The organism is Streptomyces oryzae (assembly GCF_017676365.1).
GTDB lineage: Bacteria > Actinomycetota > Actinomycetes > Streptomycetales > Streptomycetaceae > Streptomyces > Streptomyces oryzae.
On the sequence record NZ_JADKMA010000068.1, the window covers coordinates 1 to 25,131 of the forward strand.

At 71.9% G+C, this 25,131-nt stretch carries 23 protein-coding genes and 1 pseudogene; 12 read left to right on the forward strand and 12 right to left on the reverse strand.

What is annotated here, in order from left to right; translation table 11 throughout:
* Positions 1–170, reverse strand: a pseudogene (locus tag ITI46_RS34820) (DUF2017 domain-containing protein); the annotation flags it as partial.
* Positions 170–484 (reverse strand): ATP-dependent Clp protease adapter ClpS, encoded by a 315-nt coding sequence (gene clpS / locus ITI46_RS15350; RefSeq protein ID WP_099881308.1) that lies wholly within the window; start codon positions 482–484, stop codon positions 170–172. The pseudogene ITI46_RS34820 and the gene clpS, both read right to left, overlap by 1 nt.
* Positions 485–663: 179 nt before the next feature.
* Here clpS and ITI46_RS15355 point away from each other — a divergent pair, with 179 nt between their 5' ends.
* Both ITI46_RS15355 and ITI46_RS15360 read left to right on the forward strand, forming a co-directional pair.
* The gene (locus tag ITI46_RS15355; RefSeq protein WP_209240101.1) at positions 664–1,983 is read left to right on the forward strand and encodes a nicotinate phosphoribosyltransferase; all 1,320 of its coding nucleotides are present in this window, start codon (positions 664–666) and stop codon (positions 1,981–1,983) included.
* 191 nt (positions 1,984–2,174) lie between these two features.
* Positions 2,175–2,768 (forward strand): isochorismatase family protein, encoded by a 594-nt coding sequence (locus ITI46_RS15360; protein ID WP_209240102.1) that lies wholly within the window; start codon positions 2,175–2,177, stop codon positions 2,766–2,768.
* A gap of 174 nt (positions 2,769–2,942) precedes the next feature.
* Here the strand turns inward: ITI46_RS15360 and ITI46_RS15365 are convergent, their stop codons facing one another.
* The gene (locus tag ITI46_RS15365; protein ID WP_307808180.1) at positions 2,943–3,209 is read right to left on the reverse strand and encodes a hypothetical protein; all 267 of its coding nucleotides are present in this window, start codon (positions 3,207–3,209) and stop codon (positions 2,943–2,945) included.
* Between the two features lie 917 nt (positions 3,210–4,126).
* Between ITI46_RS15365 and ITI46_RS15370 the strand changes: the two genes are divergently transcribed.
* Complete coding sequence (locus ITI46_RS15370; RefSeq protein WP_209240104.1) at positions 4,127–4,456, forward strand: hypothetical protein; 330 nt, start codon at positions 4,127–4,129, stop codon at positions 4,454–4,456.
* A gap of 106 nt (positions 4,457–4,562) precedes the next feature.
* Here ITI46_RS15370 and ITI46_RS15375 read toward each other — a convergent pair whose 3' ends face one another.
* Both ITI46_RS15375 and ITI46_RS15380 read right to left on the reverse strand, forming a co-directional pair.
* On the reverse strand, positions 4,563–5,243 hold the full coding sequence (locus ITI46_RS15375) for an RDD family protein (protein ID WP_209240105.1): 681 nt from the start codon (positions 5,241–5,243) through the stop codon (positions 4,563–4,565).
* A gap of 83 nt (positions 5,244–5,326) precedes the next feature.
* Positions 5,327–7,375, reverse strand: coding sequence for an RDD family protein (locus ITI46_RS15380; RefSeq protein WP_209240106.1), 2,049 nt, complete (start codon positions 7,373–7,375; stop codon positions 5,327–5,329).
* Positions 7,376–7,748: 373 nt separating this feature from the next.
* Here ITI46_RS15380 and ITI46_RS15385 point away from each other — a divergent pair, with 373 nt between their 5' ends.
* Positions 7,749–8,159: an SsgA family sporulation/cell division regulator gene (locus tag ITI46_RS15385; RefSeq protein ID WP_209240107.1), complete on the forward strand. Its 411-nt coding sequence runs from the start codon at positions 7,749–7,751 to the stop codon at positions 8,157–8,159.
* Between the two features lie 24 nt (positions 8,160–8,183).
* Here the strand turns inward: ITI46_RS15385 and ITI46_RS15390 are convergent, their stop codons facing one another.
* Entirely contained in the window at positions 8,184–9,617 is a 1,434-nt protein-coding gene (locus tag ITI46_RS15390) for an MFS transporter (protein WP_209240108.1), read from the reverse strand.
* Between the two features lie 103 nt (positions 9,618–9,720).
* Here ITI46_RS15390 and ITI46_RS15395 point away from each other — a divergent pair, with 103 nt between their 5' ends.
* Complete coding sequence (locus ITI46_RS15395; protein WP_209240109.1) at positions 9,721–10,251, forward strand: winged helix-turn-helix transcriptional regulator; 531 nt, start codon at positions 9,721–9,723, stop codon at positions 10,249–10,251.
* Positions 10,252–10,350: 99 nt separating this feature from the next.
* Positions 10,351–10,494 carry a hypothetical protein gene (locus ITI46_RS15400; protein ID WP_209240110.1) on the forward strand — a complete coding sequence of 48 codons (144 nt, stop codon included), beginning with the start codon at positions 10,351–10,353 and terminating at the stop codon, positions 10,492–10,494.
* Positions 10,495–10,572: 78 nt separating this feature from the next.
* Here the strand turns inward: ITI46_RS15400 and ITI46_RS15405 are convergent, their stop codons facing one another.
* Positions 10,573–11,940: an FAD-binding oxidoreductase gene (locus ITI46_RS15405; RefSeq protein ID WP_209240111.1), complete on the reverse strand. Its 1,368-nt coding sequence runs from the start codon at positions 11,938–11,940 to the stop codon at positions 10,573–10,575.
* A gap of 59 nt (positions 11,941–11,999) precedes the next feature.
* On the reverse strand, positions 12,000–13,160 hold the full coding sequence (gene hppD / locus ITI46_RS15410; protein ID WP_209240112.1) for a 4-hydroxyphenylpyruvate dioxygenase: 1,161 nt from the start codon (positions 13,158–13,160) through the stop codon (positions 12,000–12,002).
* A gap of 150 nt (positions 13,161–13,310) precedes the next feature.
* On the opposite strand from hppD, the gene ITI46_RS15415 reads away from it, so the two are divergent.
* Positions 13,311–13,778, forward strand: coding sequence for an Lrp/AsnC family transcriptional regulator (locus tag ITI46_RS15415; RefSeq protein ID WP_209240113.1), 468 nt, complete (start codon positions 13,311–13,313; stop codon positions 13,776–13,778).
* A 52-nt stretch (positions 13,779–13,830) separates the two neighbouring features.
* Here ITI46_RS15415 and ITI46_RS15420 read toward each other — a convergent pair whose 3' ends face one another.
* From ITI46_RS15420 to ITI46_RS15435, 4 genes are all read right to left on the reverse strand, one after another.
* Positions 13,831–14,655 (reverse strand): S16 family serine protease, encoded by an 825-nt coding sequence (locus ITI46_RS15420; RefSeq protein ID WP_209240114.1) that lies wholly within the window; start codon positions 14,653–14,655, stop codon positions 13,831–13,833.
* Positions 14,656–14,782: 127 nt separating this feature from the next.
* Entirely contained in the window at positions 14,783–15,427 is a 645-nt protein-coding gene (locus ITI46_RS15425) for an IclR family transcriptional regulator (protein WP_209240115.1), read from the reverse strand.
* 253 nt (positions 15,428–15,680) lie between these two features.
* Complete coding sequence (locus tag ITI46_RS15430) at positions 15,681–17,480, reverse strand: DEAD/DEAH box helicase (protein ID WP_209240116.1); 1,800 nt, start codon at positions 17,478–17,480, stop codon at positions 15,681–15,683.
* A 148-nt stretch (positions 17,481–17,628) separates the two neighbouring features.
* The gene (locus ITI46_RS15435) at positions 17,629–18,210 is read right to left on the reverse strand and encodes a hypothetical protein (protein ID WP_209240117.1); all 582 of its coding nucleotides are present in this window, start codon (positions 18,208–18,210) and stop codon (positions 17,629–17,631) included.
* A 639-nt stretch (positions 18,211–18,849) separates the two neighbouring features.
* Here ITI46_RS15435 and ITI46_RS15440 point away from each other — a divergent pair.
* The 5 genes from ITI46_RS15440 (at position 18,850) to ITI46_RS15460 (ending at position 25,049) form a co-directional block, all read left to right on the forward strand.
* Positions 18,850–19,158, forward strand: coding sequence for a hypothetical protein (locus tag ITI46_RS15440; RefSeq protein ID WP_209240118.1), 309 nt, complete (start codon positions 18,850–18,852; stop codon positions 19,156–19,158).
* A 271-nt stretch (positions 19,159–19,429) separates the two neighbouring features.
* Positions 19,430–20,929, forward strand: a complete 1,500-nt coding sequence (locus tag ITI46_RS15445; RefSeq protein ID WP_307808179.1) for an FG-GAP-like repeat-containing protein — start codon at positions 19,430–19,432, stop codon at positions 20,927–20,929.
* Between the two features lie 291 nt (positions 20,930–21,220).
* Positions 21,221–22,333: an N-acetylmuramoyl-L-alanine amidase gene (locus ITI46_RS15450; RefSeq protein ID WP_209240119.1), complete on the forward strand. Its 1,113-nt coding sequence runs from the start codon at positions 21,221–21,223 to the stop codon at positions 22,331–22,333.
* 80 nt (positions 22,334–22,413) lie between these two features.
* Positions 22,414–24,084: an MFS transporter gene (locus tag ITI46_RS15455; RefSeq protein ID WP_209240120.1), complete on the forward strand. Its 1,671-nt coding sequence runs from the start codon at positions 22,414–22,416 to the stop codon at positions 24,082–24,084.
* A gap of 59 nt (positions 24,085–24,143) precedes the next feature.
* The gene (locus tag ITI46_RS15460; protein WP_209240121.1) at positions 24,144–25,049 is read left to right on the forward strand and encodes a LysR family transcriptional regulator; all 906 of its coding nucleotides are present in this window, start codon (positions 24,144–24,146) and stop codon (positions 25,047–25,049) included.
* Positions 25,050–25,131: the final 82 nt, after the last annotated feature.

Sequence of the window (25,131 nt, forward strand, 5' to 3'; positions counted from 1 at the left end):
GGCCCGCCCGGCTCCGCGTCCTGCGGCGGGCGCGGCTGGTCGGCGGGCTCGCTGCCGGGGCCGATCAGCTCCAGCAACTGCACCGCGAGGCTGCGCAGGATCGAGATCTCCACCTCGTCCAGCGCGATCGCGGCGCCACCGTCCTCGGTCGGCTCGAAGTGCCCTGCCATCAGCGGTCCTGGGTGAGCGTTGCCCACAGACCGTAGCTGTGCATGGCCTGCACGTCGCGCTCCATCTCCTCGCGGGTACCGCTGGAGACGATGGCGCGCCCCTTGTGGTGGACGTCGAGCATCAGCTTTTTCGCCTTCTCCTTCGAATAGCCGAAGTACGCCTGGAACACGTACGTCACATAGCTCATGAGGTTGACCGGGTCGTTGTGCACGACGGTCACCCAGGGCACATCCGGCTCGGGAACCTCCACGGGTTCCTCGGTGGTCTCCGGGCGCTCGATCTCCGTTGGGGTGGCGACACTCACAGGTCCCATGCTGCCACCCGGTCCCCGGGGCCGCCCAAACAGCGCCCCGGTCGACCGTATATCGTCAAGCTGACGAGATCCGGGGTACGCTCGCAAGGAGCGACCCGAACACGCGAGGTGAGACAGCAGTGCTGGATTCCCCCACAGGGCAGCCCCCGCAGGACTCCCGACAGGAACACGCCCGGCGGATGGAGACGGGACTGCCGGTGGCCGTGCCCTCCACGGCGCTGTTCACCGACCAGTACGAGCTGACCATGCTCCAGGCCGCACTCCGCGCCGGGACGGCCGAACGGCGCTCCGTCTTCGAGGTCTTCACCCGCCGCCTCCCCGAGGGCCGCCGCTACGGCGTCGTCGCGGGCACCGGACGGGTGCTGGACGCGGTGGAGAACTTCCGCTTCGACGACCAGCTGCTCGACTTCCTGCGCGAGACGCGGGTGGTGGACGAGCCGACCCTGCGGTGGCTGGCCGACTACCGCTTCACGGGCGACGTCCTCGGCTACCCGGAGGGCGAGGTGTACTTCCCCGGCTCGCCCATCCTGCGGGTGGAGGGGACGTTCGCCGAGTGTGTGCTGCTGGAGACGGTGATCCTCTCCATCCTCAACCACGACTCCGCCGTGGCGGCCGCCGCCTCCCGGATGGCCGTCGCCGCAGCAGGCCGCCCGCTGATCGAGATGGGCGCCCGGCGCACCCACGAGCTGGGCGCTGTCGCCGCGGCCCGCGCCGCCTACGTGGGCGGCTTCGACACCACCTCCGACCTGGCCGCCGGGTTCCGCTACGGCATCCCCACCGTGGGCACCAGCGCCCACGCCTTCACCCTGCTGCACGACACCGAGCGGGACGCCTTCACCGCGCAGGTCGAGTCGCTGGGCGGCGGGACGACGCTGCTGGTGGACACCTACGACGTTGCCGAGGCGGTCCGTACGGCGGTGGAGGTGGCGGGCCCGGACCTGGGCGCCGTCCGCATCGACTCCGGCGACCTGCTGCTGGTGGCGCACCGGGTGCGCCAGCAGCTGGACGAGCTGGGCGCGACCAAGACCCGGATCGTGGTCACCAGCGATCTGGACGAGTACGCCATCGCCTCGCTGGCCGCGGCCCCGGTGGACGCGTACGGGGTCGGCACCCAGCTGGTGACCGGCAGCGGTCACCCGACCTGCTCGATGGTCTACAAGCTGGTGGCCCGCGCCGACTCCGAGGCGCCCGGCGCCCCGCTGCGGGCCGTGGCCAAGCGCTCGACGGGCGGCAAGACCTCCATCGGGGGCGCCAAGTGGGCGGCGCGCGCGGTCGACGCGGAGGGGGTGGCCGAGGCGGAGGTGGTGGGCACCGGCGAGGTGCCGCCCGAGCTGGCCGGCCAGCTGCTCCAGGTGAAGCTGATCGACCGGGGCGCCGTCGTCGGCCGGGAGCCGCTGGACGCCGCCCGCGAGCGCCACCGCGCCGCCCTCGCCCGGCTGCCGATGTCAGCGGCCCAGCTCTCCCGCGGGGAGCCGGTGCTGCCGGTCGAGCATGTGTGAGCCGCCGGGCATCTGGCACCCGGCGCCTGTGGGTAACCCGCGGTAGGGGCGGGCGCCGCGTACCGGTGTCCGGCCACTGCCGCCGGGCCCCTTGAGTGTCTAGGCTCGGAGCCGACGGGTGGCGGTTCCTGGAACCCCGCCGAAAAATGGTTCCTGGCCGCTCCTGGCCCACCAGCCGAAAGGTGTGCACCATGCACCGGGCACTGATCGTCGTGGACGTGCAGAACGACTTCTGCGAAGGCGGCAGCCTCGCCGTCGCGGGCGGCGCGGATGTCGCCGCCGCCATCACCGACCTGGTCGGTGACGCTTCCGCCGGATACCGCCACGTCGTCGCGACGCGGGACACCCATGTCGATCCCGGCGACCACTTCTCCGCCGAGCCCGACTACCAGCACTCCTGGCCGCCGCACTGCGTGGCGGGCACGGAGGGTGTGGGGTTCCACCCCAACTTCACCCCCGCCGTCGCCTCCGGCTCCATCGAGGCCGTCTTCGACAAGGGTGCGTACACCGCCGCGTACAGCGGCTTCGAGGGCACCGACGAGAACGGGGTCCCGCTCGCGGAGTGGTTGCGCGAGCGGGACGTGAGCGAAGTGGATGTCGTGGGGATCGCCACGGACCACTGCGTGCGGCAGACCGCGCTGGATGCCGCGCGGGAGGGCTTCCGGACTCAGGTGCTGCTCGATCTGACCGCGGGAGTCGCGCAGGAGTCGGTGCAGCGGGCGCTGGATGAGCTTCGCCGGGCGGGTGTCGAACTGAGCGGCAAGCCGGTGGTCGCCTCGGCGTAGCGCGTAGCGCCTCCGGCGCGGGTTTTTTGCGGGATGCCCCTTGGCGGGGTCCCGCCGTAGAGGCGTGTGCGCGTTGCCGAGTGCGGGTGCTTTGTGGCTGGTCGCGCCCACGCGGCGGAGCCGCACATGAACACAGCCCCGCGCCCCTTCGGGGCGCCCCCATGCGGGGCAGCCCTACGCCGGCGTCACCCGAAGAAGCGCGGCGATGGGGCGCCAGGAGTTGCGGTCGTCGTCGGGGACGGCGCGCCAGACCAGGCCCTCGGGGTGGTGCAGGACCGCCGTGATCTCGTCAGGGGTGGGCGGCTCGGCGTTGCCGCGCAGATAGATCGCCCGCAGCCCGAGGTTCCGCAGCCTGGTCAGGGCGCGGGCGCGGTTGCCGGCGTGCACCAGCACCCGGACACGTTGCTCGTCGCCGGGTCTGCGCACCGTCGCCTCACGCACCGTGTGCGGTTCGTCCGCGAACGCCGACCAGCGCCGCGAGGGCGGCACCAGCCCGGGGCGGCGGGCGGCGGGCACCGCTCTGGTCCGGCTGCCCGGGACAGCGGCGTCGGCGGCACCGGGCGCGGTGCCGTGCGGCTCGCGCGGCACCGGAAGCGTCAGCGCGACGATCACGCTGCCGTCCGGAAGCCTGACGAATCCGCCTCCTGACATGATCACCATCTCCCCCGTGAGACTCGTTCGGGTCGGTCGATACGAGGCCGCCATGAGGCAGCCCCACCGTGCATCTAAACGCGATCGAGCACCGATTGCCAGGGGGTAACGGATGATCATGTTTTGACCTGCAACGATGCAAACAAATTCATACCTGGGTTGCATACGCCTCGGTCACCTGTACCCAGGGACCCATTTGTGGATCTTCACAACTTCTTCACGTTCGGTAGTCACCCCGTTCTGGCGCCGGTTTTCGCCCAATACGCGCCATTTATCCTCGCCGGTTGAAGCGACTACCACTTTCCGCGTCGCCATTGGGCGGACCGCTGGCAGCCAGGAAAGTCGCTGCGCCCTGTTGCGGAAGCGGAATCTCCAACTCCCCATCAGATAGCGGGTGCGAACATCGGTGCGGGGCGCGTGCGCCGCCCGTGGGCGACGGTTGCGCCCGGCGCCGGACACGAGTCCCGCGCGACTCGCACAAGACCCCTCTGCTGTCCGCTAGTTGGGACAGCCGAAGCCCTGTGCGTCAGTGCGCCCCCCGTGCAACTAAGGCGTGGGTCAGCTCACGCTTGCCGCGCTTTCCGCCAGGGCATGCCGGACCGTAGAGTCGTTCGATGGCGCCCCGTTTGTACCGAGGCAACGCGTAGCGCACAACGACCTGTTCACACGTTCAGACCGTGCCCACATCCCCCGAGGACGGATCCGCCATGCCGCGTCCGAACCCCGCCCAACTCGTCTACGGCTCGGCCACCGTCATGTGCTCCACGCTCGCCATGCTGCTGCTCTCCGAGACACGTTCCGGCGTCTGGATCGCCGTGATCGCGTTCGTGGCCCTCGCGCTTGGCCTGCTGGTGGCACTGACCGCACCTCCCATCAGGTCAACTTCGGAGCGGCGCGAGGCAGTTGCCGACGCCGACGCCCCCGGAGCCCACTCCGCCGTCGACCGGCCCGAGCCCGTGCCGGCCCAGCACGCGGCGGCTGCTGCTGCCGCCTCCTCCGCGCCCGCGGCGACCGCGGGCCTCGGAGCACGGCACTGAGCAGCCCTGCGAACGGTCCTGGTACTCCCCCGGTGACGGCGCCGGGGGAAGCGCCCGCTCAGGCCCGCGGCTTCGGGGAAGTCCATCCGTCCGCGGGGGCAGTTCGTCAGTCCGCCGCGACCACCACCGTGCGCGCCGCCTTGTCGTGCAGGCACTGCTGATAGGGCTTGTCCCAGGTGCAGAAGAGCACGTTCACCAGCCAGAACAGCGAACCGACGCAGGGCACCAGCGGAGGAATCTGGTAGACGGCCGCCCGCAGCCAGCCGGGCGAGCCCGCCGGTACGGCGCCGTTCTGCAACATGGCCACCCGGATGCGCATCAGTTTCTTGCCGACCGTCTGGCCCGAGTTCGTCAGCATCAGGCCCTCGTAGAGGAAGTAGACGAGGGTGTAGCTGAACTGCGGCCAGTAGTTGATTCCCGTGTCGGTCGAGTAACCCCCTTCGACCACCCCGGCGATGATGCCGATCGGAATCGCGATCAGCAGCGCGTCGACGATGCGGGCCAGCAGCCGCTTGCCGCGCGACGCCAGCGGCGCCATTCCGGCCAGCGGGTCGGCGGCGCCCTCGGGGCCGCCGTAGGGGTTGTCGTACGGGCTCCCACCGCCGCCGAAACCGCCACCCGGCCCGCCGCCCGTGGGAGGTGGCGGTGGATTGCCGTACGGCATGCCGGGTCCGCCCGGTGGCGGGGACTCCCGGCCGGGCGGCTCCTGACCGGGCGCCTGCCCGCCCGCCGTGGGGTCCTCGGACCCCTTCCGGAACGGATCGTTCTCCGGCTGCTCCGTGCTCATGGCCCGAGTGCACAGCCCGCGCGGCCCGGCCGCATCCGGGGCCGGGCTGTTCGGGGGACGGGCGCCTTACCGGGCGCCGGGCTTCAGAGCCGGAGTTCGCCGTCTCCCGCGCTGCCCTTCGCGACGAACGTCCCGGCCACCTTGTCGTGCCAGCACTGCCGCCAGGGGCGGTCGAACAGGCACCACATGGCGTTGACCAGGCCGACGACCAGCAGGCCCAGCACGCCGTGCACCAGCCAGCGCAGTACGGACTTGCCGAAGGCGGGCTTCCCGTAGCCCTCGATGTTCACCACCGAGAGCCCGAACAGCTTCTTGCCGAGCGTGCGGCCCCAACGGGCCGTCGGCAGCACCTCGTAGAGCAGCCCGAAAACCAGCAGGGCGCCAACGACCAGTGCCAGATAGCTGCCCGTCGTGCCGTCGATCAGCCACACCCGCTGGGTGACGCCCGCCTGCTCGACCGCCTCCACCTTGGCGTTGATGTGGTCGACCGCCTTGCCCACGAACGGGAACGCGGCGCCGGCGCCCACGGCGAGGGTGAGGACGAGGTCGACGAGCCGCGCGCCGAACCGCCTGCCCAGCCCCCCGGGCCGCGCCTCCTGTCGCGCGGCCCGCGCGAACGGGTCGTCGGCGGGCGGCCGCCACGGTGTGACGGCGTCCGGGCCGCCGGACTGCGGCTGCGCCGGCAGTCCGGCGGGCGGCTGCGACCAGGAGGGGGCGGCCGCGCCGGGCAACCCACCACCCTGCTGCGCTCCCGGCGGCGCCGGCTCTCCCTGCGCGAGGCCGGGACCGGGCGCCGCACCGAGCCCGGCGGGTGGCCCCTGCTCACCGCGCTGCCCCGGCAGCGCGGCCGGTGCCGCCCCGATCGCGGCCTGCCCCGGCTGATCGGCGGCTGCTCCGGACGCCCCCTGGCCGGGCACCTGCTGTCCGGCCCCCGCCGCCCCGGCGGAAGCTGTGGAGCGACCCTGCTGGCCTGGCTCCGCGCCACCACCGGAAGCCGGGCGGGAGACCTGCGGGCCGGAGGCCACACCAGCGGACCCGCCCGCCGCCTGCGGGCTCTGCGCCGTGCCGCCGGACGCCCCCACAGAGCCATCCTCACGACCCTGCTGCCCCGGCTCAGCGCCACCACCGGAAGCCGGACGTGCCGGACGCGACACCTGCGGGCCAGACGCCACAGCAGCGGACCCGCCCGCCGCCTGCGGGCTCTGCCCCGCGCCGCCGGACGCGGGCGCCGTGCCCGGGCTCTGGTCCGTACTGCCTGCGCTGCCCGTACCGCCGGCGCCGGGCGCCGCGCTCTGTCCGGGGCCACCGGTGGCCTGGCCGGGCACGCGGGGTGCGGCCTGCGTGTGGCCGGGGCCCTGCGGGGGCACCGGCCCTGCGGTCCCGCGCTGTTCGGGGGCGCTGGGTGCCGCCGTGGCCGGGTCGGCGCCGGTCGCCTGGCCGGGGACTCGCGGCCCGGACGCGCTGCCCGGCGTGGGGGACGACGGAGACGAAGGAGACGCGGGAGAGGGGACGCCCGGGTGTGCGGGGCGGTCGCCGGCGCGGAGGACTTCGGAGCGGCGCAGCCCGACCGTCTTCTCGCGGCCGCCCTGGCCGGGGAGTTCGCCGGCGCCGGCAGGTCCGGGTCCGGCTTCGGGGGCGCTCGCACCGGCTGGGGCGGCGGGCTCGCTTTCCGTACGGCCGGAGGCGCGGCCCTCGTTGCCCCAGTTGCCTCTGGGGTCGGCCGCCGGCGGGCCGAAACCGCCCTGCGGTGACCCGGACGGCTGCCAGCTCGGGCCGGCGGTGCGCTCCGGGCCCGGGACCTGCGACTGGAGACCCCGCGCGGGGAGGTCGGTGCTGTTGCCGTCGCCGTCCTCGTCCAGGAAGACGGGTCCGGTCTCGTCGGAGGAGGAGCGCCGGGGGCTCGGCGGCCCCGCCGGGCCCTCCTGGTCGGCGGTGGCCGGAGGCGCTGGAGCCGTGGCGGGCGAGGATGCCACGGGCGGCGGCGCCGGCATGGGTTCACCCTCACGGGGCTCCGGGCGGCTGGTGCCCGGCACCCAGGACGAACCGTTCCAGTAGCGGATGTATCCGGGGATGGACGGATCCGGATAGTACCCAGCACGGGGTACCTCACCATGAGTACCGGAGGGTCCCACAACCCCCAACTCCCCTCACGCACGACGCTCTTGACCAGGCCGCGACGGTGCGGCCTGGCGACCCGCCGCTCGCTGTACGGCGGGATCCTCCATCTGTCCTCCGGCTGTCCGACGAGGACGGTGCGAAGGACGGTAAGGAGGACAGTAACGAAGAAGACCGCGCGGCGAGGAAGCAGACGGCGGGTAAGCCGCCATCGAGCGACCCAGGAGCCTCCCGTCTCCCTCCGGCACCCGGCGAACAAATCCACGGAGCGCCCGGTGAAAAACTCCGCGAACCCGTGTAAGAAAACGTGCCCAGCGCTCTCTTCCCCGGTGCGGGTCCCGCGCAGCGGCCCGCACCGGGGAACAGGGGATCAGAGAAAGGGCGCACCGTATGCACACCGTCGTCGAACGCGAAGTGGAGACGAGGCTCGTCCTCGCACCGGGGCACAGCGTCGCCGTACCGGCACGGCTCAGTTACCGCACGGACGACCCGTATGCCGTCCACATGACCTTCCACATCCACTCCGAGACCCCCGTCCACTGGACGTTCGCCCGCGAACTGCTCGTGGAGGGGCTGGCGCAGCCGTGCGGGGACGGGGACGTCCGGGTGTGGCCGACGTGCGTGGCGGGGCGCGAGGTGCTGTGCATGGCGCTCAGCTCGCCGAACGGGGACGCGCTGCTGGAGGCGCCCTCCTCCGTGGTGGCGGCCTGGCTGGAGCGCACCATGCGGGCGGTGGCGCCGGGCAGCGAACTGGAGGCGCTGGGTCTGGACGAGCAGTTGAGCGCGCTGCTGGAGCACTGAGCGGCGCCGGCTCCCGCACGCGGGTCACGCGGTGGGGTCCGGTACCGGGCCCGCCGCCGTCTGCGCCCTGGCCGGCGCGGAGCTGCGGCGCTCGCGGAACAGCAGCGCTGCCAGGGCTCCGGCCAGCATGAGCCCGGCCGCCACCGACAGCGCCCGGTCGGCGCCGTGCGCGAGGGCGTGCGCGGGGTCGGTTCCGTGCGCGGAGGTGGCGACGACGACGGTGAGGGAGAGCCCCATCGACGAACCGAGATAGCGGGCCGTGTTGTTGGCGCCCGAGCCCATGGCGGCCCGGTCGGCGGGGACGCTCTCGACGGCGAGCCGGGGCAGCGCGGCGTTCAGCAGCCCGCTGCCGACGCCGGCGACGAAGAAGCCGGGCACGGTGCGGGCCCAGGACCCGGCCGCCGGTGCCCCCAGCATGGTCAGTGCGCCGACGGCGGAGAGGGCGAAGCCGAGGGCGAGTTGGTGGCGGGCGGCGAACCTGGCGGGCAGCCGGCGCGCCTGGAGCGCGGCGAGCAGCGCGGTGCCGGACCAGAGCAGGAAGAGCCAGGAGGTGCCCAGTTCCGTCATGCCGACGGTCTGGTGGAACAGCGCGGGCAGGTAGCTGAACAGGCCGATGACACCGAGTCCGGTGAACAGCGCGCCGCTGGTGGCGGCGAGGAAGGCCGGGCGGCGGAGCAGGGCGAGGTCCAGCAGCGGTGCGGCCACCCTGGCCTCCACGGCGGCGAAGGCGGCGACGAGGGCGACGGCCCCCGCGACCAGGCCGAGGACCTGCGGGCGCAGCCAGCCCTCCCTGCCGAGGGTGAGGGCGGCGAGCAGCGCGGTCAGCGCCAGCCCGAGCAGCAGCGCGCCGCCCAGGTCGGGCCGTCCGGCGCGGGGGCTGCGGGACTCGGTGAGGGTGCGGGCCGAGACGGCGGTGAGGACGAGCGCGGCAATGGCGTAGACCACGTACGAGAGCCGCCAGTCGAGGGTGCCGAGCCCGGCGGAGACGACGGGTCCGACGGCGATGCCGCCGCTGAGCGCCGCGCCCCAGACGCCGGTGGCCCGTATCCGCGCCTGGCCCGCCGGATAGGCGTGCGCGAGCAGGCCGAGGCTGCTGGCGATGACGGCCGCGCTGGCGGCTCCCTGCGCCACCCGGGCCAGCGTGAAGGTGAGGGTTCCGGTGGCGAGGACGCCCAGCACCACGGTGACCGCGAGCGCGCCGAGCCCGGTGACGAAGACCCGTTTGCGCCCGTGGTCGTCGGCGAAGCTGCCCGCGACCAGGAGCAGGGCCGCAAGCCCCAGCGGGGTGCCGTTGAGCAGCCAGGGCTGCCCGGCGAGCGTGGTGCCGAAGTCGGCGGTCATCCCGGGGAGGGTGAGCATCGGCGCGGTGTAGTTCATCAGCGCGACGAAGGTGGCCAGGCTTGTGGCGGCCAGTACGGTACCGGCGCGCGCACCGGTCGGGCCGGCAGCGGTGGTCATGGAGGGCTCCCCCAGTGTTGATTCGTTCATTGAACCGAGTAGGCGCCGAACGCTAGCACAGATGATTCATTGAACGAACTCACTTCTTGGTAGGCTGGCCCGCATGGCGCTGAAGAAGGGCTACGCGGGGCAGGACTGCTCCCTGGCCCGCACCCTGGAACTCGTCGGCGAACGCTGGACCATGCTGGTCGTCCGCGACGCCTTCTACGGCGTGCGGCGCTACAGCGACTTCCTGGCCCACCTCGACATCCCCCGCGCCGTCCTCTCCGCCCGGCTGCGCACGCTGACCGAGTCCGGCGTCATGGAGCGCCGCCGCTACGAGGAATCCCCGCCCCGCGACGAGTACGTCCTCACGGAGAAGGGCCGCCGGCTGTGGCACGCGCTCTTCGCGCTGCTGATGTGGGGCCAGGAGTTCGCGGGCGGCACCACGGTGCGCCGCCGGTATCTGCACGCCGGATGCGGCACGGAGCTGGAACCCAGCGGCGGATGCGCGGCGTGCGGACGCGCGGCCGTGCCTCCCGAGGAGGTGGAGCTGCGCCCCGGCCCCGCCGCCGACGGGCCCGCCGCCCGCCAGGACCCGGTCAGCCGCGCCCTGTTGCGGCCGCACCGGCTGCTGGAGCCCCTGGAGACGTAGGAATTCTCCCTGCGCCGTGAACTTCTGTGCCGGGCCCGCCATCGAACGTGGCGTAGGACCCGTAGCGCAAGGAGAGGTCCGGGCACGCCGGGGGACGGCGTGCCGGACGCGACCTACAAGGTCAACGGTCTCAATGGCTGCCACTACTGGGGCAAGCTACTCACCGAGGGCACGCACGAGTACGCGGGTTACGCGTGCTGGAGCGACGAGAGCGGTCAGTGGCACCTGGACCTGATGAAGTGAGCCACGAGGCGGCCGCAGGCGTCCGGCCCGCGCTCCGGCCGCCCGCTCCGAGGGCCGGCCCGGCGGGAGGGCCGGCGCTCAGAAGAGCTTTCCGGGGTTGAGGATTCCGTTGGGGTCGAAGGCGGTCTTGATGGCGCGGTGGAGTTCGAGGCTGACGTCGCCCAGTTCGCGTGCGAGCCAGTCCTTCTTCAGTACGCCGACGCCGTGTTCGCCGGTGATGGTGCCGCCGAGCTTCAGGCCCAGCTCCATGATCTCGTCGAAGGAGGCGCGGGCGCGGCGGGACTCGTCCTCGTCGGCGGCGTCGAAGCAGACGGTGGGGTGGGTGTTGCCGTCGCCGGCGTGGGCGCAGACGCCGATGGTCAGTCCGTACCGCTCGGCGATCTCTGCCGTTCCGTCCAGCATGTCGGCCAGCCGGCTGCGCGGTACGCACACGTCGTCGATCATCGAGGTGCCCTTGACCGCTTCGAGCGCGGTCAGCGCGGCCCGCCGTCCCTGGAGGAGCAGTTCGGACTCGGCGGCGTCCTCGGCGGGCACCACCTCGCTCGCGCCCGCCGCCGCGCACAGCTCGCCCACGGCGCGCAACTGCGGCGCGGGGTCGGGGGTGTCGAAGGCCGCGAGGAGCAGCGCCCCGGTGGTCTCGGGCAGGCCCATCTTCGTCAGGTCGTTGACGGCGCGCAGCGTGGTGCGGTCCATCAGCTCCAGCAGCGCGGGCGTATGGCCCGCCTCCATGATCCGGCACACGGCCTCGCAGGCCGCGGCCGTCGAGGGGAACTCTGCGGCCAGCGCGAGCTGTTGCGGCGGCTCGGCCCGCAGCGCGAGGGTCGCCCGTACGACGATGCCCAGGCTGCCCTCGGAGCCGACGATCAGCCGGGTGAGGTCGTAGCCCGCGACGCCCTTGGCCGTACGGCGGCCGGTGGACAGCAGCCGCCCGTCGGCCAGCACGACGTCCAGGCCCAGCACATACTCAGCGGTGACGCCGTACTTCACACAGCACAGCCCGCCGGAGCCGGTGCCGATGTTGCCGCCGATCGTGCACATCTCCCAGCTGGAGGGGTCCGGCGGATAGCTCAGCCCGTGCTCGGCCACCGCGCGGGAGAGGGCGGCGTTGACGACGCCGGGCTCGACCACCGCGATCCGGTCGACGGGGCTGATCTCCAGGATGCGGTCCATCCTGGCGAGGGAGAGCAGCACACAGCCGTCCGTGGCGTTGGCGGCGCCGGACAGGCCGGTGCGGGCGCCCTGCGGCACGACGGGGACGCGCAGAGCGTTCGCCGTGCGCATGGTGTGCTGCACCTGCTCCACCGTGCGCGGGGTGACCAGCGCTGCGGGTGTTCCCGCGGGGCAGAAGCTCGCCATGTCGTTGGCGTACGAGCGGAGGATGTCCGGGTCGGTCAGCACGCCCTCTTCGGGCAGCCCCGCACGCAGCCGTTCGATGAGCTCGCTCATGCCCTCAGCGTGGCAGCCTGACGTCGTGCGGGGAAGCCTGCTACTGCGCGGGGAAGGAGTCAGAGGTTGCCGCGCCGCTCCTGTTCCCGCTCGATGGCTTCGAACAGGGCCTTGAAGTTGCCCTTGCCGAAGCCCATGGAGCCGTGCCGTTCGATGATCTCGAAGAAGACGGTCGGGCGGTCCTGGACCGGCTTGGTGAAGATCTGGAGCAGGTAGCCGTCCTCGTCCCGGTCGACCAGGATCTTCAGCTCGCGCAGCGTCTCGACGGGGACGCGGGTCTCGCCGGCCCACTCGCCGAGGGTGTCGTAGTACGCGTCAGGCGTGTCCAGGAACCGGACGCCGGCGGCGCGCATGCCCCGGACGGTGGAGACGATGTCGTTGGTGGCGAGCGCGATGTGCTGGACTCCGGCGCTGCCGTAGAACTCCAGGTACTCGTCGATCTGGGACTTCTTCTTGGCGATGGCGGGCTCGTTGATCGGGAACTTCACCTTGAGCGTGCCGTCGGCCACGACCTTGGACATCAGCGCGGAGTACTCGGTGGCGATGTCGTCGCCGACGAACTCCTTCATGTTCGTGAAGCCCATGACCTTGTTGTAGAACTCGACCCACTCGTTCATCCTGCCGAGTTCGACGTTGCCGACGCAGTGGTCGACGGCCTGGAAGAAGCGCCGCTCGGGGGGCTGGACGATCGGGTCCATGGCGACGAAGCCGGGCAGGTAGGGGCCGTCGTAGCCGGTGCGCTCCACCAGGGTGTGGCGGGTCTCGCCGTAGGTGGCGATGGCCGCCCGGACGACGACGCCGTGCTCGTCCTTGGTCTCGTACGGCTCCTCGATGCCGCGGGCGCCGTGCTCGACGGCGTACGCGTACGCGGCACGGGCGTCCTGGACCTGGATGGCCAGGTCGATGACGCCGTCGCCGTGTGCGGCGACATGGTCGGCGAGGAAGCGGCCCCATTCGGTGGTGGGGCGGATGACGGAGGTGAACACGAACCGGGCCGAGCCCGATTCGAGGACGTAACTGGCCGTCTCCCGGCTGCCGTTCTCGGGGCCCGCGTAGGCCACGGCGCGCATGCCGAAGGCCGTGGAGTAGAAGTGCGCTGCCTGCTTCGCGTTGCCGACGGCGAAGACGACCGCGTCCATCCCCTTGACCGGGAAGGGGTCTGCCTGCCGTGCGGTCTGCGGGGTTGCCGCGTGAGTGTCCGTTCCAGATGCAGCAGTCATATGGGCAGGGTCACTCGGGGCCACAAGGTGCGCAATAGTTTGCGGTTCCACTGGGCAATCTGTTCAGTGGAAGGCAGGATCGGGCGGACGATATGTGCAATCTGTGCAGCCCCGGCTCGGGCTGCCCCATCACTCACGGAGAGGCAAGCCATGGGCATTGACCGACTGGACGGCCGGCTACTGGAATTGCTCGCCGAGGAGCCCAGGATCGGGGTGCTGGAGCTCTCCAGGCGGCTCGGAGTCGCCCGCGGGACGGCGCAGGCGCGGCTGGACCGGCTCACCTCCGGCGGCGTCATCCGCGGCTTCGGGCCCGAGGTGGACCCGGCGGCGCTGGGCTACCCGGTCACCGCGTTCGCGACCCTGGAGATCAAGCAGGGCCAGGGCGCGGACGTACGGGCGCATCTGGCGACGGTGCCCGAGGTGCTGGAGCTGCACACGACCACCGGCAGCGGCGACATGCTCTGCCGCCTGGTGGCCCGCTCGAACGCCGACCTCCAGCGGGTGATCGACCGGGTCGTCGGCATCGAGGGAATCGTCCGCGCCTCCACGGCCATCGTGATGGAGAACCCGGTCCCGCTACGGGTGATTCCGCTGGTGAGGCAGGCAGCCACCGAGTGAGAGGGGCCCACCCCTCAGGGGCGCGGGGAACTGCGCGCCAAGCACGCCGAGTTCAACAGCTGGGAACCTTGCCATGGGTGCGGATCCCCTTCAGCGCATCCAGCGCGCCCTGGAGGGAGCCGACCGGAACCAGCCGCAGCCCGGAGGGCAGCTCGGCGCTCGCCTCCCCGCACTGGGACTTCGGAAGCAGAAAGAAAGTCGCCCCGTCCCTGCGGGCCGCCTGGGTCTTGAGCGGGACGCCGCCGACGGCGCCCACCTTCCCGTCCGCGTCGATGGTGCCGGTCCCTGCGACGGTACGGCCGCCGGTCAGCCCGCCGCCCGCGCCGTCCCCGTCCAGCTTGTCGACGATGCCGAGCGCGAAGAACAGCCCCGCGCTCGGGCCGCCGACATCGCCCAGCCGCAGCTTGACGTGGATGTCCTTCGGCGAGCGGTGCAGCTGGCGCAGCGCGGCGGTGACGGCCTTGTGCTGGGAGTCCTTCATCTCCTCCGAGATGCGCTTCTCGGCGTCCTTGGTGTCCCCGCCGCCCGGGTAGACGGCCTCGCGGGGCATCACGGCCCGGTCCTCGCGGAACCAGGAGCGCACCACGTCGGGCAGCCGCACGGTCGCCTCGGGCTGGGTCGCGGCGATGGTGACGGACATCAGCCGCCCCTTGTCCCTGCCCTGCGCCTGGGCGCCCTCCACGGCGATCACCGGCTTGCCGTCCCTGCGGCCGAGCACATTGGCGGTCTCGCCCGGCTGGGCGAGCGAGTACGGCAGCGGGGCGAACAGCGCCACGACGAGCAGCAGCACGACGGGCAGCGCGCAGAGCGCGAGCGTACGGCGGCGGGTACGGCGCTGTCCTTCGGCCTGTGGGGCGGGGGTGCTGGATGCGGACACCCCCGCAATCTACCGACCGGGCAGCGGAGCCGTACGAAGACCCCGTCCTCGTACGGTGTCCTCGCACCGCGACCTCGTACGGGCGTCCTGCGTACGGCCCCGCCCGGCCGGGTCAGCGCAGGCCTTCTCAGCGCAGCGCTTCGGCGACCTCGGCGGCGGCGCGGACCACGCGGTGGCCGACCTGCTCCGGCACCGTCTCGGCCAGCATCACCACACCCACGCTGCCCTCTATACCGCTCACGCCCAGCACCGGTGCCGCCGCGCCGCTCGCGCCCGCCTCCAGCTCACCATGGGTGAGTACGAAGCCGGGGCCGCGCTCGCTGTCGGTCCTGCGCCCGGCGAGTATCGCCCGGCCGGCGGCACCCCGGTCGAGGGGGTGCCGGAAGCCGGTCCGGTAGGCGACGTGGTAGTCGGTCCAGCTCGGCTCGACCACCGCGACGGCCAGCGCCTCGGTGCCGTCGACGAGGGTGAGGTGCGCGGTGGCGCCCACATCCTCGGCCAGCGAGCGCAGCGCGGGCAGCGCGGCCTCCCTGACCAGGGGGTGCACCTGCCGCCCCAGGCGCAGTACGCCGAGCCCGACCCGGGCCCGGCCGCCCAAGTCGCGGCGGACGAGGGCGTGCTGCTCCAGGGTGGCCAGCAACCGGTAGACCACGGTCCGGTTGACGCCGAGCTTGTTGGACAGCTCGGTGACGGTCAGGCCGTGGTCGGTGTCGGCCAGTAATTTGAGGACACGCAGCCCTCGGTCGAGCGTCTGAGAAGTCTCCGCGGTCACGGCGGCCCCTCCCTCGGGTGAGTGACGGCAGCCGCGGGGGGACGAAGTATTCGGAACACCACGGGCCGTGTGTCCGGGAAACCTAGCGAGGAGCACCGCTCACCGGAAGAGCCTGTCCAGAATCCGGTCAATCCAATTCCCGCCGCAACGGGCTCAGCCGAAACGGAGAGAGTTGGGGGACACCACATCCCGGCCGAAGACCGGGAAAACTTCCACAATTACTGGCCAAACCTGCACAAAATGCCGGGCACGGCTACTTCATGCGCGTGGCCCATTCACGCACTTTCGCGATGCGCGCCTCGATCTGGCTCGCGGTCGCCTCCGCACTGGGCGGCCCCCCGCACACCCGCCGCAGCTCGTTGTGGACGACCCCGTGCGGCTTGCCGCTCTGATGCACATAGGCGCCGACCAGGCTGTTGAGCTGCTTGCGCTTCTCCAGCAACTCCTTGTGGGTGACCACCGGACGCTTGTCGGCCGGCATCTCCAGCAGGTCGGCCTCGCTGTCCGGCTTCTTCCTGCTGTGCGCGATCTGCCGGGCCTGCCGCTTCTGGAGCAGCAACTGCACCTGGTCCGGCTCCAGCAGCCCCGGGATGCCGAGGTAGTCCTGCTCCTCCTCGCTGCCGGGGTGCGCCTGCATACCGAACTCGGCGCCGTCGTACATCACCCGGTCGAAGACGGCGTCCGACTCCAGCGCCTCGAAGGGCAGCTGGTCCTGCTCGCCCGTGTCTTCGTCGTTCTCCTGCTCCGCATCCTTGAGCAGGTCCGCCTCCTCGGCGTACGGGTCCTCCTCCTCGCCCTTCTTCGGCTTGTCGAGGACGTGGTCGCGCTCGACCTCCATCTCGTTGGCGAAGGACAGCAGCGTGGGGATGGTCGGCAGGAAGACCGAGGCCGTCTCGCCGCGCCGCCGGGAGCGGACGAAGCGGCCGACGGCCTGCGCGAAGAACAGCGGCGTGGAGACGGTGGTGGCGTACACCCCGACCGCCAGCCGGGGCACGTCCACGCCCTCGGAGACCATCCGGACCGCGACCATCCAGCGCTCCTCGTTGTGCCGGAAGTCCTCGATGCGCTGTGAGGCGCCGGTGTCGTCGGACAGGACGACGGTCGGCCCGGTGCCGGTGATCTCGCGGAGCAGCTTGGCGTAGGCGCGGGCGGAGTCCTGGTCGGCGGCGATGACCAGGCCGCCCGCGTCGTGCACCGATTTGCGGACCTCCGTCAGCCGGTGGTCGGCTGCGCGCAGTACGGCGGGCATCCACTCGCCGCGCGGGTCGAGCGCGGTGCGCCACGCCTGGGAGATGGCGTCCTTGGTCATCGGCTCGCCGAGCTTGGCCTCGATCTCGTCCCCGGCCTTGGTGCGCCAGCGCATATTGCCGCTGTAGGAGAGGAAGATGACGGGCCGCACCACGCCGTTGGCGAGCGCGTCGCCGTATCCGTAGGTGTAGTCGGCGACCGACCGCCGGATGCCCTCGGCGTCCTCGGCATACTCCACGAACGGGATCGGGTTGGTGTCCGACCTGAAGGGCGTACCGGTCAGCGCGAGCCGCCGGGTGGCGGGCTCGAACGCCTCCTGGCACGCCTCGCCCCAGGAGCGGCTGTCGCCGGCGTGGTGGATCTCGTCCAGGATGACGAGGGTCTTGCGCTGCTCGACGCGGTTGCGGTGCAGCATCGGCCGGACGCCCACACCCGCGTAGGTGATGGCGACCCCTTGGTACTCCTTGCTGAGCGGGCCCGCGCTGTAGTCCGGGTCCAGCTTGATCCCCACCCGGGCCGCCGCCTCGGCCCACTGCTTCTTCAGATGCTCGGTCGGCGCCACGACGGTGACCTGCTGCACGACATGGTGGTGCAGCAGCCACGACGCCAGGGTGAGGGCGAACGTCGTCTTACCGGCGCCCGGCGTCGCGACGGCGAGGAAGTCGCGCGGCTGCCGCTCCAGGTACGCGTCCATCGCCGCCTGCTGCCAGGCCCGCAGCTTGCTGGCCGTGCCCCAGGGGGCACGGCCGGGAAAGGCGGGCGACAGATGGTGGTTGCTGCTGGGGGTGGTGGGAGTGGTAGTCACGGTCTCCGGTGCGACGGGGTCGGGTACGGCGTCGGCCGGCCGTTCGCCGGCCGGCCGGGCACGGCCTCGGCAACCCTACCGGTGGCCCCGAAGCGTCCGGACCGGCGCCGGGGATCTCACGGAGCCCTGTGACCAACATCCCGCCGGGTCACTGGGGTCGCTGGCGCTGGAAGCGGTCGGGCTGGTTGCCGTTCCACTGGAACGTCAGCTTCTGGCCGCCCTCGCCGAGCACGGCCCGCCCGGTCTCGTACTTGCCCCCGCAGCTGCTGGCGATCCGCATGCTGCTGTTGATCGTCCCGGAGCAGCTTTTGCCGTTGCCCGTGGCGGTGAAGGTGCTCCCGCTGACGGTCATGGTGATGGCCTTGCCCTGGAGGAGGAACGGGTAGTACCAGGTGCCCTGCACGCTGGCGGGCGCCGCACCGCCGCCCCCCTGCCCGCCGGTGGAGCCCGAGCCGGTGCTGGGCCGGGCAGCGGGCGCCTTGCTGGTGGGCCTGGCGGAACTGGGCTTCGGCTTGACCGAGGGCTTCGCCGAGGGGCCGGCAGATTTACTGGCGGAAGGGCGCGTACTGGGCGAGGGGCTCTCCTTCTTCGGGCTCGCGCTCGCGCTGCTCTTCTGCTTCGGCTTGTCGTCCGCTCCTGCGCTCTTGCCGTCTTCCCCGCCGCCGCAGCCGGTCAGTATGAGGGCCAGCGCCGCGACGGCGCCGGCGACGAGTGAAGTTTTTCCCCGCACGAGAATTCCTGTCATATCTGGCGGCCGCCCAGGAAATCGGGCGGTCCGGTGGGAGGTGAATTGCCTCGGGAGTTTGCCACAGCGGTGGTGGCAGAACCCATCGCCTCCGAATGTTTTCTGCGGATCATTTCCACTGAACTTCCGGTGAGGAAAGGGAAGTAGCCGGAACCATGACAAAAGGTGAAGCCGCGGAGGCGGCGGGCCCGCCTGCGCGGGTGGGACCAAAGGGGGCAGAGCCGGGGTGGCGGTGGTAGCCATTCCGGTTTTTTCTTCCTTCGCCCGGCTTGCGGTCGATCATCCGCGTCTGCCCGCCTGGCTTGCGAGGAATCTCCCATGCGCCCGCCCTGGAGTGGGGGAAGTTTCAGGCGGATATGCGGAGATGGATCTGGAACGGGTGATCGTCACGGGCTAGGTTCTCCACCGCTCCGGGACACAGAAATGCGCGGTGAGGGCGCCGGCACGCCCGACACGGCCCGACCCCCGTCCGGACGGCCATCGAGTCCCTCATCGACGTCATCCTGTGCTGCGCCACGTCGCGGGACGCGGCCTCCCGCGGGACCACCCCGATACGCCCCACGGCCGCCCCGTGCCGTGGGCCGCACATCCATGCCGACACCCACCACGCCTCGGAGGCATCCCATGACCGATTCCGACAGCTCTGAGAGAGTCCAGGAGTTCAGCCCGGCGCGGTACATCGCGCCCTACCTGCTGCTCATCATCGGCAACGCCGGAGTGGAGAAGGCGCCGGCCGGCGACCGGCCCGTACTCTTCTGGGGGTTCACGGCGATCGCCGTGCTCGGTGTCGTTTCCACTGTTGTGCGCCTGCAGCACATGTGGACCGCACACCAGCAGCGCGCTCTGCCCGCGTGGACCCGGTTCCTCGGCGTACTCCTTGCCTTGTACGGGCTGTACGTCGCCTACTGCGTCATCAACGGCATCGCCGAATAGAAGGACACCGCCGAGCTCGAGCACGGTCTCGGCGCGGCGTTGCCCCGACGGAAACGGCCGGCGCGCCTGGGCTGAACCGATCGACGGCCGGCCGCGTACTGATCAGGGTCACCGCGGGTTCACCTTGCGCCCGCTCGCAGGACAACCCTTGGCCCACCTCGTGGGTCTCACGGGCGTAAGGCAATTGCTCCGGCCCCGGCCTCGCCCCGCAGGGCCAACTTCCGCTCGCCATACGACCGCTGAGGCCGGAGCGCCACACACAGGAGGATGAGTGCGTCACCACGCAGAAGCCACCCCCAGCACCACCGCCACCGGCAGAGCGACTGTCACGGCCGCCCGCGTCATCGGGGTGACGGCCGTGCTGCTGGCCGGTTCCGCCTTCGTCGCCGTACAGGCGAACGCCGGGACACCGGCCAAGTCGACGGCAGGCGCCGCCGCGATATCCGGCAAGGCCGCCGCGGCCCCGAAGGCCGACTTCGACGGGGACGGCTACGCCGACACCGTCTCCGGCGCCCCCAGGGCCACCGTCGCCGGGCAGCAGTACGCGGGCTACCTCACCGTGGCCTACGGCTCCGCCAAGGGAGCGAGCACCACGCACCGGCAGCTCTTCAGCGCCAACTCGGCCGGGGTGCCCGGCGATCCGGAGCCCTACGGCAACTTCGGCCGCAACACCGCCGCCCGCGACTTCGACGGTGACGGCGTCTCCGACCTGGCCGTCACCGGCAACAAGGGCGTCATCGTGCTGTGGGGCGAGAAGGGCAAGGGCCTCACCAGCGCCACGCAGATGTCCGGCGTCACCAACGCCACCCGGCTCGCCGCCGGGGACTTCGACGGCGACAAGAAGCCCGACCTCGCCGTGGGCACCGGCGACTTCGACCAGGGCCTGAAGGTGCTGTACGGCGGCTTCACCCGGGACGGCAAGGCCGCCAGGACCGACGACCGCCCCACCGGGCACGAGTTCGGGCCGACCACGCTGACGGCCGGCGACATCACCGGCGACGGCATCGACGATCTCGTCACCACGCACGCGTTCGAGGAGATGTCCGAGAGCAGCGAGTTCTTCAAGGGCGGCAAGGACGGGCTCGCCGACAAGCCGCAGCATGTGACCGACGCGGAGACCGCCGTCATCGCCGACGTGAACAAGGACGGCTTCGGCGACCTGGTGATCCGTACCGTCCCGGGCGGCGTCGTCGAGGACCTGCCGCACGACCACGGCACCCTCAAGGTCCTCTACGGCTCTGCCGAGGGCCCCGGCGCCAAGCGGACGGCGAAGCTCGACCAGAACAGCGCGGGCGTGCCCGGAGTCAACGAGGACGGTGACGAGTTCGGCAAGGCGCTCGCCGCCGGCGACGTCAACGGTGACGGCTACGCGGACATCGCCGTCGGCGTACCCGGCGAGGACGTCGGCAGCGGCGCGGGCGGCAAGGACACCGGCGCCGTCGTCCAGCTGCTCGGCGGCAAGGACGGGCTGACCGGCACCGGCGCGAAGAACTGGGACCAGGGCAGCCCGGGCGTGCCCGGTGCCGTCGAGGCCGGGGACCGCTTCGGCGCTGGGCTGGGCATGGGCGACACGGACAAGGACGGCCGCGATGACCTGGCGGTCGGCGCTCCCGGTGAGGACGGCGACAGCACCGCTGTCGACGCGGGTGCCGTGTGGGTGCTGCGGGGTGCCTCCGGCGGTCTGACCGCTGAGGGCGTCGTCTCGTACGGCCCGAAGACGCTGGGTGCGCCGGAGAGCGGCTCCCAGCTGGGGAGCTCGTTCCTGCGCTGAGCCCTTGCGGGCGGCCTTTTGTTGAAGCCGGCGCCGTTGTGGTGGAGGGATCCGCCATGACGGCGCCGGTTTTTTGATCCCGCCGTTGACGCTTCGCGGAGTGCCCGGCTGCGGGTTCGTTGTGGTTGCTGGGGGCATCCCCCTGCTCGAAGAGCTTGGGGGAGCAGTTCCCCGCGCCCCTTCGGAGCGCCCAACTCCGCGGCGAGGCAAGGCCGTTGTCATGCCCAAACCACATCTGTACTGTGACGCCCCAGGCGCCTGAGCTCCATCCCCCCACCACAGGAGCAGTCAATGCCTTCACATACGCATGCCCGCAGACCAAGCAAGCGCACCAAGGCCGCAGTCGCCGTCACCCTGGGCACCGCACTCGCCTCCGGCGCACTGTTCGCCGGTGTGCAGTCGGCGACGGCGGGGCCGAGCGAGACCCCCACGATGAACGAGTCCTTCGACTCGGCCGCCGAGAAGTACGACGTACCGCGCGACGTGCTGGCCGCCGTCGGCTACGGCGAGACCCACTTCGACGGCCACAACGGCAAGCCCAGCCAGGCACACGGCTTCGGCGTGATGCACCTGGTCAGCAACCCCTCCCGGCACACGCTGGAGCAGGCGGCCAAGATCACCGGCAAGTCCGCTGCCGAGCTGCGCAAGGACACCGACGCCAACATCCACGGCGGTGCGGCCGTGCTGCGCGCCTACGCCGACAAGCTCGGACTGAGCAAGGCCGAGCGCGACGACGTGGACAAGTGGTATCCGGCCGTCGCCGGCTACAGCGGCGCCAAGGGCGTCACGGCACGGATGTACGCCGACAGCGTCTACGAGTTCCTGAAGGAGGGCGTCCGCGGCACCTCACCGGACGGCGAACGCGTCAAGATCGCCGCCCGCGCCGTCCACCCCGACAAGAGCGAGGTGGACGCGTCCGGGGTGGGCGCCAAGGCCCCGGGCTACCCCGGCGCGAAGTGGGTGCCGGCCAACAGCGCCAACTTCCGCTCGGGCCGCACCGCCAAGGTCAACCAGATCGTCATCCATGTGACGCAGGGCTCGTACGCGGGCACCATCAACTGGTTCCAGAACCCGTCGGCCAAGGTCAGCGCCCACTACGTGGTGCGCTCCAAGGACGGCGAGATCACCCAGATGGTGTACAACAAGGACACCGCGTACCACGTCGGAAACGCGAACCCCTCCACGCTCGGCATCGAGCACGAGGGCTACGTGGACGACGCCTCCTGGTTCACCGACTCGATGTACCGGTCCTCCGCGAAGCTGACCCGCGCGCTCGCCAAGGCGCACGGCATTCCGCTGGACCGCAAGCACATAGTCGGCCACAACGAGGTGCCCGGGAACGACCACACCGACCCCGGGAAGCACTGGAACTGGCAGAAGTACATGGAGTTGGTCAAGGGCTGACGGCCTAGGACCAACGGCCGAGCCGTCTCGGCAACCACGGTAGGTGTCGCCCTTGGCGGGTGGCGCTTACCGTGGTTGGCATGGCAGCGACCGGGACCTCCCAGCCCGAAAGACCGTCGGCGCCCGGCGCCGAGTCCGTGCTCAGCTCCGCCTACCGGCCACTCACGTTCGGCATCGTCTCCGTCGTCCTGCTCATCGCGTTCGAGGCGACCGCGGTCGGTACGGCCATGCCGCTGGCCGCCGACGAGCTGAACGGCATCCCCCTCTACGCGTACGCCTTCTCCGCGTACTTCACCACCTCCGTCGTCGGCATGGTCTCCTCGGGACAGTGGTGCGACCGCAGAGGGCCGCTGCCCCCGCTGGCCACCGGCATCGCGCTGTTCGCCGGCGGCCTGGTGCTGTCCGGCACCGCCGTGGCCATGTGGGTCTTCGTGCTGGGCCGCGCCGTACAGGGTGTCGGCGGCGGGCTGGTGATCGTCGCGCTGTACGTCACCGTCAGCCGCGCCTACCCCGAGCGGCTGCGGCCCACCGTGATGGCCGCGTTCGCCGCGTCCTGGGTGGTGCCCTCCATCGTGGGCCCGCTGATATCCGGCACCGTCGCCGAGCAGCTGGGCTGGCGCTGGGTGTTCCTCGGCATACCGGTGCTGGTGGTGCTGCCGCTGCTGGTGATGCTGCCGCCGCTCAAGCGCCGGGCCTCCGGACCGCCTGAGCCGGCCACCGCTTCCGGCGCGGGGGACCCGTCCGGGGACGGGCCCGGGGACAGCACCGGGGACGGGGACGGCACCAGGGACAGGGGCGGGCGGCGGATCCGGCTCGCGGTCGCCGTCGCGCTGGGCGCCGGGCTGCTCCAGTACGCCGGCCAGGACCGGCGACTGTTCGCGCTGCTCCCGGCCGCCGCTGGTCTCGCCCTGCTGGCCTTCGCGCTGCGGGTGCTGCTCCCCCGCGGGACCGTACGGGCGGCGCGCGGGCTGCCCTCCGTCGTCCTGCTGCGCGGCATGGCGGCCGGTTCCTTCATCGTCGCCGAGAGCTTCACCCCGCTGATGCTGGTGACCCAGCGCGGGCTGTCGGTCACCCTGGCCGGGCTCACCCTCGCCGCCGGAGGCGCGACCTGGGCGCTGGGCTCCTTCGCGCAGTCGCGGAGCCGCTTCGAGCCGCACCGCGAACAGCTGGTGCGGACCGGCATGGTGCTGGTCACCCTCGCCATCGGCTGCGCGCCGCTGGTGCTGGTGGAGTCGGTGCCGGTGTGGACGCTCGCCCTCGCCATGGCCGTCGGCTGCTTCGGCATGGGTCTGACCATCTCCTCGCTCAGCGTGCTGCTGCTCGGGCTCTCGGCGCCCCAGGAGGCCGGACGCAACTCCGCCGCGCTCCAGCTGAGCGACGGGCTCTCCAACGTGCTGCTGCTCGGCCTGACCGGCACTCTGTTCGCCGCCCTCGGCGGTGGCTCCGTCACCGTCTCGGGGGACCCGGACCTCGGCGGTACGAACGGCGCGCAGCCGGCGGCGTTCACGGCCGTGTACGCCACCGCGGCGGTCGTCGCGCTCGCCGGCATATGGGTGGCGGGACGGCTGCGCCCGAAGCCGGCGGCCGGGGAGCCGGAGGCGACCGAGGCGACCGAGGCGACGGAGTCGGCGGAGGCGACGGACGCGACGGACGCGACGGAGACAGCAAAGGCAGCGGAGACAGCGAAGGCGGCGGAGGCGGGGGAACGTGAGGCGGGTGTGGCTGCTGAGGCAGCGGCAAAGGCCCAGTGATCCAGAAGCAGCGCACCCCCGTGTGAGACGCGGTCCCAAATTCTGCTTATGGTTCTGCCATGTTCGACTCGCGGCACATCCAGACCTTCCACGAAGTGGTGCGAGCCGGCTCCTACTCGGCCGCTGCCCGCGCCCTCGGCTACACCCAGCCCGCGATCACCCAGCAGATGAAGGCGCTGGAGCGGTCCGTCGGCACCCCGCTGTTCATCCGCGTCGGCCGCCGGATGCGGCTCACCGAGGCCGGGGAGGCGCTGGCCCGGCACTCCGCGGTGATCCTGGAGAGCATCAGTACGGCCCGGCAGCAGATGGAGTCCCTCACCAGGCTGCGCGCCGGGAAGGTCACCGTCTGCGCCTTCCCCAGCGCGGGCGCCACCCTGGTCCCCGAGGCCCTCGCCGAGCTGGCCGCCGAGCACCCCGGCATCCGGGTCGAGCTCCAGGAGGACGAGCCGCCCGAGTCGCTGCGCCGGGTGGTGCGCGGCGAGTGCGACATCACCCTCGCGTTCACCTACCCGGGCCTGCGCGAGCAGGTGCCCGGGGAACTGGTGGAGATCCCGCTGCTGGAGGACCAGCTCACGGTGCTGCTGCCGACCGGGCACCCGATGGCCCGGCGCCGCGCCGTGCGGCTGGAGGAGCTGGCGGACGAGCGCTGGATCGCGGGCTGCCTGCGCTGCCGGGCCAATTTTCTGCACGAGTGCGCCGAATTGGGCTTCGCGCCCGAGATCGCCTTCACCACGGACGACAACCTGGTGGTGCAGAGCCTGGTCGCGGAGGGGCTGGGCGTCGCCATGGTGCCGGGCCTGGTGCTGTCCTTCCTCGTCCACAAGAAGGTGACGGGCCGCGCCCTGGACCCCGCCTCCCGCCGCCAGGTCTCGGCGTACGTACTGCGCGAGCACCTGGAGATACCGGCGACCGCGCGGGTGCTGGAGGCGCTGCGCGCCGCGGCGGAGCGGCGCGTGGGCTGCTGAGTGCCCGGCGCGGGCCGCGCGCGTAAGCCCGCCACTCATAAGCGCAATTGAGAGTCGCCCCAACGAACTGTCGTTGGACGTG